Source organism: Bifidobacterium anseris (genome assembly GCF_002860345.1).
GTDB classification, from domain to species: Bacteria; Actinomycetota; Actinomycetes; order Actinomycetales; family Bifidobacteriaceae; genus Bifidobacterium; species Bifidobacterium anseris.
On sequence record NZ_NMYC01000005.1, the window covers coordinates 357494 to 371879 of the forward strand.

Annotated in this window: 11 protein-coding genes and 2 tRNA genes; 10 read left to right on the plus strand and 3 right to left on the minus strand. The window is 64.7% G+C overall.

Annotated features, from left to right (window positions below):
• The first annotated feature begins 71 nt into the window (after nt 1-71).
• The 4 genes from gltX (at nt 72) to CGZ88_RS06655 (ending at nt 3463) form a co-directional block, all read left to right on the plus strand.
• Nucleotides 72-1607 carry a glutamate--tRNA ligase gene (gene gltX, locus CGZ88_RS06640; protein ID WP_026644737.1) on the plus strand — a complete coding sequence of 512 codons (1536 nt, stop codon included), beginning with the start codon at nt 72-74 and terminating at the stop codon, nt 1605-1607.
• A 215-nt stretch (nt 1608-1822) separates the two neighbouring features.
• A tRNA-Glu gene (locus CGZ88_RS06645) sits at nt 1823-1895 on the plus strand.
• A gap of 34 nt (nt 1896-1929) precedes the next feature.
• A tRNA-Gln gene (locus tag CGZ88_RS06650) sits at nt 1930-2004 on the plus strand.
• 121 nt (nt 2005-2125) lie between these two features.
• Complete coding sequence (locus CGZ88_RS06655) at nt 2126-3463, plus strand: metallophosphoesterase family protein (protein ID WP_034523564.1); 1338 nt, start codon at nt 2126-2128, stop codon at nt 3461-3463.
• Between the two features lie 296 nt (nt 3464-3759).
• On the opposite strand, the gene CGZ88_RS06660 is transcribed toward CGZ88_RS06655, so the two are convergent.
• Nucleotides 3760-4512: an IclR family transcriptional regulator gene (locus CGZ88_RS06660; RefSeq protein WP_101671593.1), complete on the minus strand. Its 753-nt coding sequence runs from the start codon at nt 4510-4512 to the stop codon at nt 3760-3762.
• A 435-nt stretch (nt 4513-4947) separates the two neighbouring features.
• Between CGZ88_RS06660 and leuC the strand changes: the two genes are divergently transcribed.
• From leuC to CGZ88_RS06675, 3 genes are all read left to right on the plus strand, one after another.
• Complete coding sequence (gene leuC, locus CGZ88_RS06665; RefSeq protein WP_101671427.1) at nt 4948-6351, plus strand: 3-isopropylmalate dehydratase large subunit; 1404 nt, start codon at nt 4948-4950, stop codon at nt 6349-6351.
• 26 nt (nt 6352-6377) lie between these two features.
• Nucleotides 6378-7058, plus strand: coding sequence for a 3-isopropylmalate dehydratase small subunit (leuD, locus tag CGZ88_RS06670; protein WP_026644733.1), 681 nt, complete (start codon nt 6378-6380; stop codon nt 7056-7058).
• Nucleotides 7059-7164: 106 nt separating this feature from the next.
• On the plus strand, nt 7165-7443 hold the full coding sequence (locus CGZ88_RS06675; RefSeq protein ID WP_026644732.1) for an Lrp/AsnC ligand binding domain-containing protein: 279 nt from the start codon (nt 7165-7167) through the stop codon (nt 7441-7443).
• A 9-nt stretch (nt 7444-7452) separates the two neighbouring features.
• Here the strand turns inward: CGZ88_RS06675 and CGZ88_RS06680 are convergent, their stop codons facing one another.
• On the minus strand, nt 7453-8799 hold the full coding sequence (locus tag CGZ88_RS06680) for an NAD(P)/FAD-dependent oxidoreductase (RefSeq protein WP_026644731.1): 1347 nt from the start codon (nt 8797-8799) through the stop codon (nt 7453-7455).
• A 367-nt stretch (nt 8800-9166) separates the two neighbouring features.
• On the opposite strand from CGZ88_RS06680, the gene murA reads away from it, so the two are divergent.
• The 3 genes from murA to CGZ88_RS06695 all read left to right on the plus strand — a co-directional run bounded on the left by murA (nt 9167) and on the right by CGZ88_RS06695 (nt 12782).
• Entirely contained in the window at nt 9167-10492 is a 1326-nt protein-coding gene (murA, locus tag CGZ88_RS06685; RefSeq protein ID WP_026644730.1) for a UDP-N-acetylglucosamine 1-carboxyvinyltransferase, read from the plus strand.
• Between the two features lie 146 nt (nt 10493-10638).
• Nucleotides 10639-11646 (plus strand): lysophospholipid acyltransferase family protein, encoded by a 1008-nt coding sequence (locus CGZ88_RS06690; protein ID WP_101671428.1) that lies wholly within the window; start codon nt 10639-10641, stop codon nt 11644-11646.
• Between the two features lie 137 nt (nt 11647-11783).
• The gene (locus tag CGZ88_RS06695; protein ID WP_026644729.1) at nt 11784-12782 is read left to right on the plus strand and encodes an NAD(P)H-dependent glycerol-3-phosphate dehydrogenase; all 999 of its coding nucleotides are present in this window, start codon (nt 11784-11786) and stop codon (nt 12780-12782) included.
• Between the two features lie 106 nt (nt 12783-12888).
• On the opposite strand, the gene CGZ88_RS06700 is transcribed toward CGZ88_RS06695, so the two are convergent.
• Entirely contained in the window at nt 12889-14058 is a 1170-nt protein-coding gene (locus CGZ88_RS06700; RefSeq protein ID WP_101671429.1) for a D-alanine--D-alanine ligase family protein, read from the minus strand.
• Nucleotides 14059-14386 lie beyond the last annotated feature (328 nt).

Sequence of the window (14386 nt, forward strand, 5' to 3'; positions counted from 1 at the left end):
CGGCCGCGCGCGCCACAATAGACGGCATGACTGATGCTGCAATCGTACAACCAGAAGACTCCGTCGAAGACATGAAGGAGCGCGAGCACGCCAAGCCGGAACTGCCGGCTGACGTGCGCGTGCGCTTCTGCCCGTCGCCCACCGGCATTCCGCACGTGGGCATGGTGCGCACCGCCCTGTTCAACTGGGCGGAGGCACGCCACACGGGCGGCACCTTCGTGTTCCGCATCGAGGATACCGACGCCCAGCGCGATTCCGAGGAGAGCTTCAACCAGATCATCGAAGCGCTCGACTGGCTCGGCATCGACTGGGACGAAGGCATTCGCGTCGGCGGCCCGGACGGTCCGTACCGCCAGAGCGAACGCGGACCGATCTACCATGACGTGGCGAAGAAGCTGCTCGACGCCGGCTACGCTTATGAATCGTTCTCGACGCCCGAGGAGATCGAGGCGCGCAACGTGGCCGCCGGACGCCCCAAGGAGTTCGGCTACGACGGCTACGACCGCAACCTGACCGAGGAGCAGAAGGCCGCGTTCCGCGCAGAAGGCCGCCAGCCGGCGCTGCGCATCCGCATGCCCGACGAGGACATCACGTTCAACGACCTGATCCGCGGCGAGATCACGTTCAAGGCCGGCTCGGTGCCGGACTACGTGATTGTGCGTCCGAACGGCGATCCGCTGTATACGCTGACGAACCCGGTCGACGACGCGCTCATGCGCATCAACGTCGTGCTGCGCGGCGAGGATCTGCTCAGCTCGACTCCGCGGCAGATCGTGCTGTACCGCTATCTGATCGAGATGGGCATCGCCAAGGAGATGCCGCTGTTCGGCCACATGCCGTACGTCATGGGGCAGGGCAACAAGAAGCTCTCCAAGCGCGACCCGGAATCGAACCTGTTCCTGCATCGCGAGCACGGCTTCATCAAGGAGGGCCTGCTCAACTATCTCGCGCTGCTCGGCTGGTCGATCGGCCCCGACCGCGACATCTTCACGATGGACGAGATGATCAAGGCCTTCGATGTGCGCGATGTCAAGGCGAATCCGGCGCGTTTCGACCTCGACAAGGCGACGGCGATCAACGCCGAGCACATCCGCATGCTCGAGCCGCAGGACTTCCTCGACCGTTCGGTGCCGTACCTATTCCGCGACGGCGTCGTCTCCGCCGATTCGTGGGACGCGCTGAGCGACCATGAGCGCGAGGTGCTCACCGCCGCCGCGCCGCTCGTGCAGACGCGCGTGCGCCTGCTCGGCGAGGTCGCCGGCATGGTCGGATCGCTGCTGTCCGACGACGCGTATATCCCGCCGGAGGACGACGCGAAGAAGCAGCTCAAGGCGACGGCCGGCGAAGTGCTCGACGCGGCGATCGCCGCGCTCAACGCGGTGCCTGAGGACGAGTGGAAGACCGATCATCTCCATGAGACGCTCAACAAGGCGCTCATTGAGGAGGGTGGCTACAAGCCGCGCGTCGCCTTCGGGCCGGTGCGCGTCGCGCTGAGCGGCCGCCGCGTCTCGCCGCCGCTGTTCGAGTCGATGGAGATCATCGGCAAGCCGCTGACGATGCAGCGTCTTGAAGGCCTGCGCACGCATCTCAACGAGATCCAGGGCTGAACGCCGGCGCGCACTGTGCGGTGTGCGACGCAATGCGTTGATGAAGCGGGGAACATCGTGCTGATGTTCCCCGCTTTTGTTGCTGCGGGTATGCGCGGAGGTGATGTAGCCAATGTGCAGAATCCTTGGAATCATGCGCGACACGCCGTGATTTGCGCAAGTGGAGAATCGCTAGTATATTTTCTTTCTGTTGCTTCACGGAGCAACGAGATGATGCCCCCATCGTCTAGCGGTCTAGGACTACGCCCTCTCACGGCGCCAACACCGGTTCAAATCCGGTTGGGGGTACGAAGTTCACCACCACGGTGATGAACATGCCAATTGGGATGTGGTGTAATTGGCAACACAGCTGATTCTGGTTCAGCCATTCTTGGTTCGAGTCCAGGCATCCCAGCCAATTGAAACCCTCGCTTCGGCGAGGGTTTCGTCGTTTTCCGCGCAGTGTGCTTGCGCAGAAAATGGGGGGAATCCGCATCACGCGCGCCATGTCGCGCACGAAGTGCATTACTGTTGGAAGTATGAGCGAACGAGTAACGAACAAGCAGGCTTTGGCCACGGCCGAGCCGCTGTCGGTATCGCAACGGCTCGGCCGGCTGCAGTTCCACCGTTCGGGGAAATTCCGCATCCTGCAGCTCGCCGACATCCAGGACGGCCCGAAGGTCTCGACGGACACGATCAAACTCATCGAAGTGGCGCTCGCAAGCGTGCGTCCCGACCTCGTCGTCTTATCCGGCAACCAGATCGCCGGATATGACCCCGCCTACGCTGCCACCTTCTGCAAACGCCATTGGAAGACGCCGGCGCCGACCGCGCGTCGCGAGGCGGAGCTCGAACAGACGCGCGACAAGGTGCGCGCCTCGATACGCCAGTTCGTCACGCCGATGATCGACGCGGGCGTCCCGTGGGCGGTCACCTACGGCAACCATGATTTTCAGTGCGGCCTGAGCAATGCGCAACTCGACGCAATCTACCACGAGTTCAAAGGCTGCCTCAACCCCGTCATCACCGCGCATATGAAGCAGACGATGCACGTCGACGACCCGTCCGCGCCGCTCGACGCGGCCGATGTGTGCGTGCGTACGACGGCGCCGACACTCGCCGACGAGGTCGCCTACGCGTGCGAGCCGGGCACCTTTGCGCTGCCGGTCGCGAACGAGCATGGCGAGACGATTCTCGGCGTTGTCCTCGTCGATTCCGGCGATTACGCACCGACGGGCGGCTATGGCACGCCGGACGCGCGCGCGTTGGCGTTCCTGCGCGCATTGCCGGCCGCGTTGGGGCCGCAGGCGAAATCGATCGTCTTTCAGCATACGGCGCTGCCGCAGTACTATCAGCTGCTCAAGCCGGTCGCGTCGACGGCCGCGCGCGCCGTCGAGGGGTACCGGATGTTCTCGGGGCAGTACTACACGCTTGACGATGCGAAGACGGCACCCGGCGGCTATCTCGGCGAAGGCATCAGCTGCCCTGATGATGACAGCGGCGAATTCGCGATCCTGCGGGACACGCATGCGTACTTCGCGATTTCGACTGGGCATGACCACCGCAACGCCTTCGACGGAATCGCCGACGGCATGCGCATGATCGCGTCGCCGACCTGCGGGTTCGGTTCCTATGGGCCGGTGCCACAACGGCGTGCGGCGCGGCTGTTCGAGTTCGATATCCGGCATCCGTACGAACCGCGCACGCAGCTGCTTGCGTTCGGCGACCTTGTCGGCAAGCCCAGTTCGAAGAAGGCCTACGTCTACGGGATGACGGCCGAATCGAAGCCGAAGAGCGAAGGCGTCAACCTGCTGCACAAGCCGACGACGGTCAGCCGCGTGTTCCATTCGATCGCCAAGAACCTGTTCGGCCGGTAGCGGGGCGTGTGCCGGGCCCGTTGCGGGTTGCTTCGTCGACGGTGTCGGTGGAACGGGACGCTGGAAGGGTGGTTTGCGGGTCGGCTGGTCGAGTGGGACGACGGAACGGGGCGCTGCGGGTCGGTTGATCGCCGGCGTTGATGGAACGGGACGCTAGGAGGCGGGTTTGCGGGTCGAAGTGTCGAGTGGGCCGATGGAACGGGACGCTAGGGGAGCATAAAAAAGGAGGGAACCTGGCGGCTCCCTTCTGGGGTATGCGGCTGCGGCTGGTATGGGCTACAGCGTAAGAGACTGGGTCAGCGACTGATGCTGGCTTTGATCAGGGCATCGGTCAGGTACTTGCCGGCACCCATGACGAGCGGGGCGAAGCGGTGGCCCGGATTCGAACCCATGCGGCCGCTCGGGCCGGAGATCGAGATCGCGGCGATGACCTGGCCGGAGGCGTTGCGGATCGGTGCCGAGATCGAGCACACGCCCTCGTCGCGTTCGTTGATCGACTCGGCCCAGCCGCGCTTGCGCACAGCGGCGAGCTTCGCGGCTGAGAAGCGGGCGTGGCGCAGGCCCTGGTGCAGACGGTCGGAATCCTCCCACGCAAGCAGGATCTGCGCGGCGGAACCGGCTTCCATCGACAGCATCGCGCCGACCGGAATCGAATCCCGCAGGCCGCTCGCACGTTCGACGGCGGCGATGCAGACGCGCTGTTCGCCCTGACGGCGGTAGATCTGCGCCGATTCGCCGGTGCGGTCGAGCAGTGTCTGCAGGATCGGGCCGGCGGCCGCGAGCAGACGATCCTCGCCGGCGGCTGCCGCGAGTTCGGCGAAACGCGAACCGAGGACGAACCGGCCATGCTGGTCGCGCAGCACGAAGCGGTGGCGTTCGAGCGCGATCGCGAGACGATGGGCCGTCGGACGCGCGAGCTTCGTCTGGCTTACGAGCTGACCGAGCGTGGCCGGGCCGGACTCGAGCGCGTCGAGGATCTTGACGGTCTTGTCGAGCACGCCAACGCCGGAATGGATCTCATGGTCATTGGCGGCCGAATCGTTCGTCATCGACGCCTGAAGATTGGAATGCGCCTCTTCGACTGCGGCGTCGACCGTGGACTCGGCCGACGCCATGTCGTCGGGCGTCACCTCGGTTTCGGCGGTGGGCACGGCGGTGACGGATTCTGTCACGGCCTCATCGAGCTGATGCTCGGTTTTTGCGGATAGCGTATTTGAAGTCATGACGACATTATGCCATCTCACATAATGAAACACCAAATCGGAGTGTGCAAGATTGTCGCACATCATGGGTACGGGGAGACGTTGAGTCGACAAAACACAGTGATTCCAATGTTTCTCGCTGCCTCAACCCATTCACCAAACCTCCATATCTCATATAGTGACGTGCATGCGGTGTCTTGAAAGATGAACTCATAAGCTGAACGGACATGTGAACCACGCTCTTGACAAGCGTGACCAGTTTTTGTAGGAGGAAGACCGAGCATGGGAATGACACTGGCCGAAAAGGTCTGGGCTGATCATTTGGTACGCAAGGGCGACGACGGCGCTCCCGACCTGCTGTACATCGACCTGATGCTCATGCACGAGGTGACGAGCCCGCAGGCGTTCGAAGGGTTGCGCCTCGCCGGCCGCGCCCCCCGTCACGTCGACCAGCTCATTGCGACCGAGGACCACAACACGCCGACCGTGGACATCGACCGTCCGAACCCGGATGAGACGAGCGCGACGCAGCTGACGACGCTCGAGAAGAACTGCCGCGAGTTCGGTGTGCGCCTGCACCCGCTTGGCGACGCCGACCAGGGCATCGTCCATGCCTTCGCGCCGATGCTCGGCCTGACGCAGCCGGGCATGACGATCGTCTGCGGCGACTCGCACACCTCGACGCATGGCGCGTTCGGCGCGCTCGCCTTCGGCATCGGCACCTCCGAGGTCGAACATGTCATGGCGACGCAGACGCTCAGCCTCAAGCCGTTCAAGACGATGGCGATCAACATCGAGGGCGATCTGCCGTCCGACGTCAGCGCGAAGGACATCATCCTCGCGATCATCGCGAAGATCGGTACCGGCGGCGGCCAGGGCTACGTGCTCGAATACCGCGGCAAGGCCATCGAAAATCTGTCGATGGACGCGCGCATGACGATCTGCAACATGAGCATCGAAGCGGGCGCGCGCGCCGGCATGATCGCCCCCGATGAGACGACCTTCGCGTATCTCAAGGATCGTCCGCATGCGCCGAAGGGCGAACTGTGGGATCAGGCCGTCGAGTATTGGAAGACGCTCAGGACCGATGATGACGCGCAGTTCGACGCCGAGGTCACGTTGCGCGCCGAGGATCTCGAACCCTTCATCACGTGGGGCACGAACCCTGGTCAGGGCGTGCCGATCTCGGCCGCCGTCCCGTCCCCCGAGGACTTCGCCGACGCGACCGAACGCGCCGCCGCCGAGCGCGCGCTCGAGTACATGGGACTCGAGGCGGGCACGCCGATCCGCGACATCCCGGTGGACACGGTGTTCATCGGCTCATGCACGAACGGCCGTATCGAGGATCTGCGCATCGCCGCCGAGATCATGAAAGGCCACAAGAAGGCCGATTCGATCCACCGCGTGCTCGTCGTGCCGGCGTCCTCGCGCATCCGCCTGCAGGCGGAGGAGGAGGGCCTCGACCAGATCTTCAAGGACTTCGGCGCGGAATGGCGCAACGCCGGCTGCTCGATGTGCCTCGGCATGAACCCGGACAAGCTCGTCGTCGGTGAACGTTCGATCTCCACGTCCAACCGCAACTTCGAGGGCCGTCAGGGTAAGGGTTCGCGCACGCATCTTGCGTCGCCGGCCGTGGCCGCCGCGACGGCGATCCGCGGCACAATCTCGACGCCCGCCGACCTGTAAAGCATTCCCAAGCAAAGGACGATTCGATGGAAAAACTCACGACCCTGACCGGAACCGGCGTCCCGCTGCGCCGTTCAAATGTCGACACGGACCAAATCATCCCAGCCGTCTTCCTCAAGCGCGTGACGCGCACCGGCTTCGACGACGCGCTGTTCTACGCGTGGCGCCGCGACCCCGAGTTCGTGCTCAATAAGCCGGAGTACGCCGACGGCCGCATCCTCGTGGCCGGTCCCGACTTCGGTATCGGCTCGTCGCGCGAGCATGCCGTCTGGGCGCTGCATGACTACGGGTTCCGCGTCGTCATCGCCTCGCGTTTCGCCGACATCTTCTACGGCAACACGGCGAAGAACGGCGTCCTCGCGGCGATCATGCCGCAGGAGAGCGTCGAACTGTTGTGGAAGCTGCTCGAGGAGGAGCCGGGCCGCCAGATGACCGTTGACCTCGAGAACCGCACCGTGAGCTGCGGCGACGTCGTGCTGCCCTTCGAAGTCAACGACTATGTGCGCTGGCGTCTGATGAACGGCTACGACGACATCGACCTGACGTTGCAGCACGAGGACGACATCGCCGCCTATGAGGCGATGCGCGCCGAGCGTTTCCCGTTCAAGCCGAAGACGATTCCGGCGCTGCGCGAGCCGGATCAGGCGATCGAATCGGCGCGCGAGCCGCAGGACGACGATTGGGCCGGCCCGATCGGCGCGCGCTGAGCAACCGCGGCCCCGCCGCCCGTACGTATCACCGTATAATGGGCAGCGGCGGGTGCGGTGATCCCCGTGCTCGCGAACGAAGTCGTCACAAGGTGAAGGAGCAGCCATGGCGGATGCGATTGTGTTGATCACGACGGACAGCGATATGGTCGGCGATGCCGCGGAACGCATCGTCGAAATCGACGGCGTGCGCGACGTCTACTCGGTCGCCGGAGACGTCGACCTTGTGGCCGTCGTCTCCGCGGACCGTTTTGAGGACCTCGCGCAGATCATTCCGCAGGGCATCGCGAAAGTGGACGGCGTCGCCGCCACGCAGACGCTGATGGCCTTCCGCACGTATTCGAAGGAGGACGAGGCGGCCGCCTTCGACCTCGGCGGCGACTGATCGCGCCGCTCAGGCGTCCTGCTCGGCGACGGCCTTCGCCGCCACGGCGCCGACATAGTAGACCGGCTGGTCGAAGTTCGGCTGGAACAGGAAATCGACGTTCGCGAGCATATCGATCGTGAACGTTGCCTGAATCGCCACCGACACGACGTTCGCGGCGCCGGAGACGTCGACCGACGAGCAGAACTGCGCGCCCTTGACGAGGCGCGTGTTCGGATCCCACGTCAGGATTGACGTGACGGGCGCCGTCGTCGTCATGAAGGCGGGACGGTAGTCCTCGACGAGTTCGGTCGAACGGATGTCCATGCCGCGGCGGTTCGCGCCGCCCTGCGTCAGGCCAGATGCGGCGAGCGACAGGTCGTAGAGCTGCACGGCGCTTGTCGCCTGCGTGCCCATGTATTTGCGCGTCGGCTTTTCGATGTTCTCGCCGACGAGCATGCCCTGGCGCACGGCGTTCGTCGCGAGCGGGATGTAGTCGTGCGCGTCGGTCGGGTTGAACAGCACGGTCGCGCTGTCTCCGGCCGCATACACGTACGGCACCGAGGCTTGCATGTATTCGTTCGTGACGATCGCGCCGTTGTCCATCGTGTCGACCTGCCCGCGCACGAGATCGGTATTCGGCACGAATCCGATCGCGAGCACGGCGAACTGTGCCGTGTGCTCGCCCTGATCAGTGACGACGGTGACCGTGTCGTCATCGTTGTCGCGGAAGGCGACGACCTTCTCGCCGAGCGCGAGCGTCACGCCGTGCTCACGGTAGCGTTCCTCGACCTGATCGGTGATCGTCTTGTCGAAGTTGTTGGCGAGCACACGGTCGGCGGCGTCGACGAGCGTCGTCTCGACGCCGATGTCGCTGAACTGTTCGGCGAGTTCCGCGCCGATGTAGCCGGCACCGACGACGATGACGGACTTCGCGTTGGTCGAACGTTCCTTGAGTTCGATCGCATTGTCCCAGTTCTTGCACAGCTGTACGCGCTTGGAATCGACGCCCGGAATCGACGGGACGACGGGGCGCGAGCCGGTCGTCACGACGAGCTTGTCGAAGGCCATCGCACGCGTGTCGCCGGTCTCCAGATCGCGGTATTCGAGCGTCTTCGCGGCGACATGCACGTCGGTGACGTCGGTGCGCATATGCATCGTCGCTCCGGCTTCCTCCAGTCGCGCGGGCGACGAGTAGAACATCTTCTTCGGGTCGGACACGTGGTCGCCGACCCACAGCGCGATGCCGCACGAGAGGAACGACACGGTGGCGTTGCGTTCGAAGACGTGCACATCCCAATCCGGATGCTTCTGCAGAATCGATGACGCGGCGAAGGTGCCCGCGTGCGTGCAGCCGATGATGGCGACAGTGGTCATAGGAATCTCCTTCGATGATCGTGACGGCGGCAGGCGACGCATCGACGCCCGGCCGTTTGGTGGTTCCGATGATATGCGCGCGGCGGCGGGGAGGGGTCGATTTTGCGCGCAACGCCAAGCGCGCGGCATATGCGGTGATTTCGCGTGCGCGGACACCTGTGCAGACGTGGACACGGCTGTGGCGACTTACATGCCTTATGGCACAATGAAAGGTCGATGGGTGACGGCGCAGCCGGCCGTGGAAATAAAAACGACGGCGTGCCGGTAGAGATACAGAGATACTGCAAATACACAGACGGAACGGACGTACTCGGGAAGCGCCGCATTGCGCCTCCCGTGGCAGCGACAAGACATGAAAGAGGTAGACGTGGCCGAACATACGGATGACGTGCTGCACGTCGTTGGCGGCAAACCACTCAACGGAACGATCAAGGTCCGCGGAGCCAAGAACTTCGTCAGCAAGGCGATGGTCGCCGCGCTGCTCGCACCGGGCACGAGCGTGCTCAAGAACGTGCCGGAGATCCGCGACGTGCACGTCGTCTCCGACCTGCTGCGCCTGCACGGCGTGAACGTCGACGTCGACGGTTCCGAAGGCGTCGTGACGATCGACGCGACGAACGTGCAGCTCGCCGATGTCGCCGATGTCGACACGCTCTCCGGATCGAGCCGCATCCCGATCCTGTTCTCCGGCCCGCTGCTGCACCGCCTCGGCGAAGCCTTCATCCCGGCGCTCGGCGGCTGCAACATTGGCGGACGCCCGATCGACTTCCATCTCGAGACGCTGCGCAAGCTCGGCGCCGACGTGGACAAGGAACACAAGGACGGCATCCACATCACGGCGCCGAACGGCCTGCACGGCGCGAAGATCCACCTGCCGTACCCGTCGGTCGGCGCGACCGAGCAGACACTGCTCGCCGCCGTGCTCGCGGACGGCAAGACCGAACTGTCCGGCGCCGCGACCGAACCGGAGATCATGGATCTCGTCGCTGTGCTGCAGAAGATGGGCGCGATCATCTCGGTGGACGTCGACCGCACGTTCCGCATCGAAGGCGTCAAGGAGCTCAAGGGCTACACGCACACGGCCCTGACCGACCGCATCGAGGCCGCCTCGTGGGCGTCGGCGGCGCTCGCGACGCACGGCGACATCTTCGTCAAGGGCGCCACGCAGCCGGAGATGATGACCTTCCTCAACGTCTTCCGCAAGATCGGCGGCGAGTTCGACATCACCGACCGCGGCATCCGTTTCTGGCATCCGGGCGGCGACCTCAAGCCGGTCGCGATCGAGACTGACGTGCATCCCGGTTTCATGACCGATTGGCAGCAGCCGCTCGTCGTCGCGCTCACGCAGGCCAACGGCCTGAGCATCGTGCATGAGACTGTCTACGAGAACCGTTTCGGCTTCACGAAGCCGCTCGTGCAGATGGGTGCGACGATTCAGCTGTACCGCGAATGCCTCGGCTCGCTGCCGTGCCGTTTCCAGCAGCGCAACTACAAGCATTCGGCCGTCATCTTCGGACCGACGCCGCTCGAGGGACGCGATATCGACGTGCCGGATCTGCGCGGCGGATTCAGCCATCTGATCGCGGCACTCACGGCGAAGGGCCCCTCCGACGTGCGCGGCATCAGCCTCATCGACCGCGGCTATGCTGACTTCCGCGGCAAGCTCAACGCGCTCGGCGCACAGATCGACTAATCGATTGAGCTGAAGCGCTTACGTACACTTTCTTTCCCTATGCCGGCCGGCTGGCCCTTCTCTCCAGCCGGCCGGTTCTTCATATCGACTTCTTCGTATCGACGTGCGGCGGGAACGAAGTACGGTTCTCGGGGCACAATGGGGGCATGGCATCCAAAGGCAAACCCTCCCCGCGCTCGGCGGTCGAGCCGCTGAGCAACAAGCAGGTCGCCAAGCTTGCGGCCGAATACGATCTCGTCGACCCGACCCGGCCGTTCCCGACCGGACGCATCCGGCCGAACCAGAAGGAAATCGACGAACTCAATCCGAAGATCACGCACCGCCTGCTCGAAGGCGCGGCGAAGGTGCTGCGCGCAAGCTGCAAGCTGCGCGCGTGGGGGCTTGACAACGTGCCGGTCGAAGGCGCCTACATCACGGCCGCCACGCATGTGACGCAGTTCGACGTCTTCGTGCCGATGGTCGCGATGTTCCAGATGGGGCGTCGTCCCCGCTACATGGCGAAGGCCGAGATGGGCAAGTGGCCGATCATCGGCAAATGGTTCCGCGCCGTCGGCATGCAGCCGGTGCCGCGCCGCAGCGGCAAGGCGAGGCAGATCGAGGAGGAGTCGGTCAAGATCCTCACCTCCGACCATGCGCTGACGATCTGGCCGGAGGGCACTGTCACGCGCGACCCGAAGAAATGGCCGATGAGCATGAAGAACGGCATCGGCTTCATCGCGCTCGAAGCCTCGCGCCGCGTCGGCCATCAGATCCCGCTGTACTGCGCGGTGACGTGGGGCGCCGCGAGCATCAACCATTGGTGGCCGTGGCCGCGCAAGAACGTCGTCATGTGCTATGACACGCGGCTCGACTACGCCGATCTGCTCGCCAACGCCGACCAATGGAGCGATGAGCCGCCGATCGAACTCGCCGACGAACTCGCGCGCCGTGTGCGCGTGCGCATGAAGGAGGTCATGGCGAATATCCGCGGCGTCAAGGCGCCGGACGGCTTTTATGATTACCGCATCATGAAGGAAGTGCCCGAGGTTGCCCCGTTCAGCGATCCGCATGTCGTCGACGCGCAGGCGCTAGGCAAGACGGCAGCTGAGTCCACGACCGTCGCAGAGATGACCGCAGCCGACAAGACCACGGACGCGGCGGCGAAGGCAGAATAACGCGCCAAGAGCGAAATCGAACATCGCGGCGCAACAACGGCGACAATAGAGAGCAGACGAATCCGCGGGGACGGGTCGAGGTCCGGCCCCGCCATCAGACAGATGCCGGCGCGCATGCGCGGCGGAAGGAGCACGATATGGCGAACATCACGGTTCTGGGAGCAGGCGCTTGGGGAACGGCCTTCGGACAGGTCCTCGCGGACGCGGGCAACAACGTGACGATGTGGGCGATCGAGCCGGAGATCGTCAAGGCGATCCAGACCGAGCACCGCAATCCGGTGCGGCTGCCGAGCGTCGAGAAGCTGCCGGACAACATGACGGCGACCGGCGACCGTGCCGAAGCAGTCGCGCACGCTGACGTCGTCGTCGTCGCGATCGCCGCGCAGGTCGCACGCAAGGCGCTTGAGGAGTTCAACGGCCTGCTGCCGGACGAGGCGCTCGTCGTCTCGCTGATGAAGGGCATCGAAAAGGACACCGGCAAGCGCATGGACCAGGTCGTTGAAGAGGCACTCGACCTGCAGACGAACCGATTCCTCGCCGTCTCCGGACCGAACCTGAGCAAGCAGGTCGCCGCGCGCGAACCGGCCGCAACTGTCGTCGGCTGCACCGACATCGACAACGCGCGCGCCTTCGCGAAGATGTGCACGACCGACTACTTCAAGGCCTTCATCACCTCGGACGTCATCGGCCTCGAACTGTGCGGATCGCTCAAGAACGTCGTCGCGCTCGCCGTCGGCATGTCGCACGGCGCCGGCTACGGCGAGAACACGGCCGCGATGATCGAGACGCGCGGCCTGACGGAAATCAAGGAAGTTGGCACCGAGGCGGGCGCGCTGCCGGAGACCTTCTACGGCCTCGCCGGCGTCGGCGACCTCATCGCGACGTGCGGCTCGCCGCTGTCGCGCAACTACACCTTCGGCTACAACCTCGGCAAGGGCATGAGCGTCGAGGAGGCGACGAAGGCGAGCAACGGCGTCGCTGAAGGCGTTGCGACCGCGTCCGCCGTCGTCGCGCTCGGCGAGAAGTACCATGTGGACACGCCGCTCGCGAAGGCCGTGACGCGCGTGCTCGACGATGGCATCTCCTTCGACCAGATGATCGCCGAGATGTTCCCGAAGGACATCACCGTCGAATGATCGATCGTCGATAATCAATAATCAATCGACTGCAAACGTAAGGGGTCGTGTACAGCTGCTGTGCACGACCCCTTACTGTTTTGTTCGCGATCTGTTGTCGCCGCCGTCAGCGGCTCAGCGCGCCTTCGATGAGCAATGTGACCATGTCCGGGAACGGGATGCCGGTGGCCTCCCACGCCTTCGGGAACAGCGAAATCGACGTGCAGCCGGGGAAGGTGTTGATTTCGTTGACGAGGACGTCGCCTTCGGCCGTCACGAAGGTGTCAACACGGCTCAGGCCGGTGCCGTCGACGGCGTTGAACGCGCGCACGGCGGTCGCGCGGACACGTTCGATCAGTTCATCGGACAGCTGCGGCGGGATCTCGGTGTGGCTCGCCTGCGCGTCCATGTATTTGCTATCGAAATCATAGAACTGATCGTCGCCGTCCTCGCGCTTGTCGAGCACGACCTCGCCGGGCAGGCTCGCGCGCGCCGAATCGGTCGGCTTTGGACGGATGACGCCGCATTCGATTTCGCGCGCGTCGATGCCTTGTTCGATGAGCACACGCCAGTCATGCAGACTCGCCTCGTAGACGGCGGCGGCGAGCGCCTCCGGATCGTTGACGCGTTCGACCTTCGTGACGCCGAAGCTCGAGCCGGCGCGCGACGGCTTGACGAACAGCGGCCAGGCGAGTCCGGCCTCGTCGACGAGTCCGAGGAAGGCCTCGCCGTCGGCGGCGAAATGGTTGGAGGCGTCGAAGCGCCGCGTGTCGATCGTGATGCCGGGGGCGACCGGAATGCCGGCGGCGCCCAGCAGCACCTTCGTGTAATGCTTGTCCATGCACGCCGCCGACGCGAGCACGCCGCAGCCGACATAGGGCACGCCCATCATCTCAAAAAGGCCCTGGATTGTGCCGTCCTCGCCGTACGGTCCGTGCAGCGCCGGGATGACGACGTCGATGTGGCCGAGCGAGGAGAGCGTGCCGTCGGTGTTGCGCGCCAGGAAGCCGTCGGAGCCGCGGCCGATGTCGAGGACGACGTCGCGCGAGCCGTCGACGCGTTCGACCTGCGGCAGGCCGTGAGCGAGATCCCAGTCGAGCGGATCGGCACCGTCGGTGATCCACGCGCCGTCCTTCGTGATGCCGATGAGGACGGGCTCGAACTTCGCCGGGTCGAGCGCGCGCAGGAACGTGGCGGCCGTGATGCAGGAGATCGAATGCTCGTCCGCCTTGCCGCCGTATATGACGGCGACATGGATGCGGTCGGTGGTTGCTTGCTGGGAGGTCGGTTCGGACATGGTCACCTCTGTGCTGGAACGTCTGGTTCTACGACGTCTTCAGCCTACTCGCAAGGCGGTAACTGACGGCCGGCGCCCGCTTGGCGCACGGCGATGTCGGGACGCTGACATCTCACGTCGGTATCTCATAGGTCAGAACGCGCGCCTGCGTCGGACGGAGCTTCGATACACTGTTGCTATTCGCGCGCGTTAGCGGGACATGCTCGTTGCGGCCATTGCCGGACGCCGCCGAACCACGACGTCGACGATGCCTCGGGCATCGCGACGGGACGGTCATGCCATGCCATGTGCGTCGGCCGTCCGTCCGACCACAGCAAGGGAGACACCA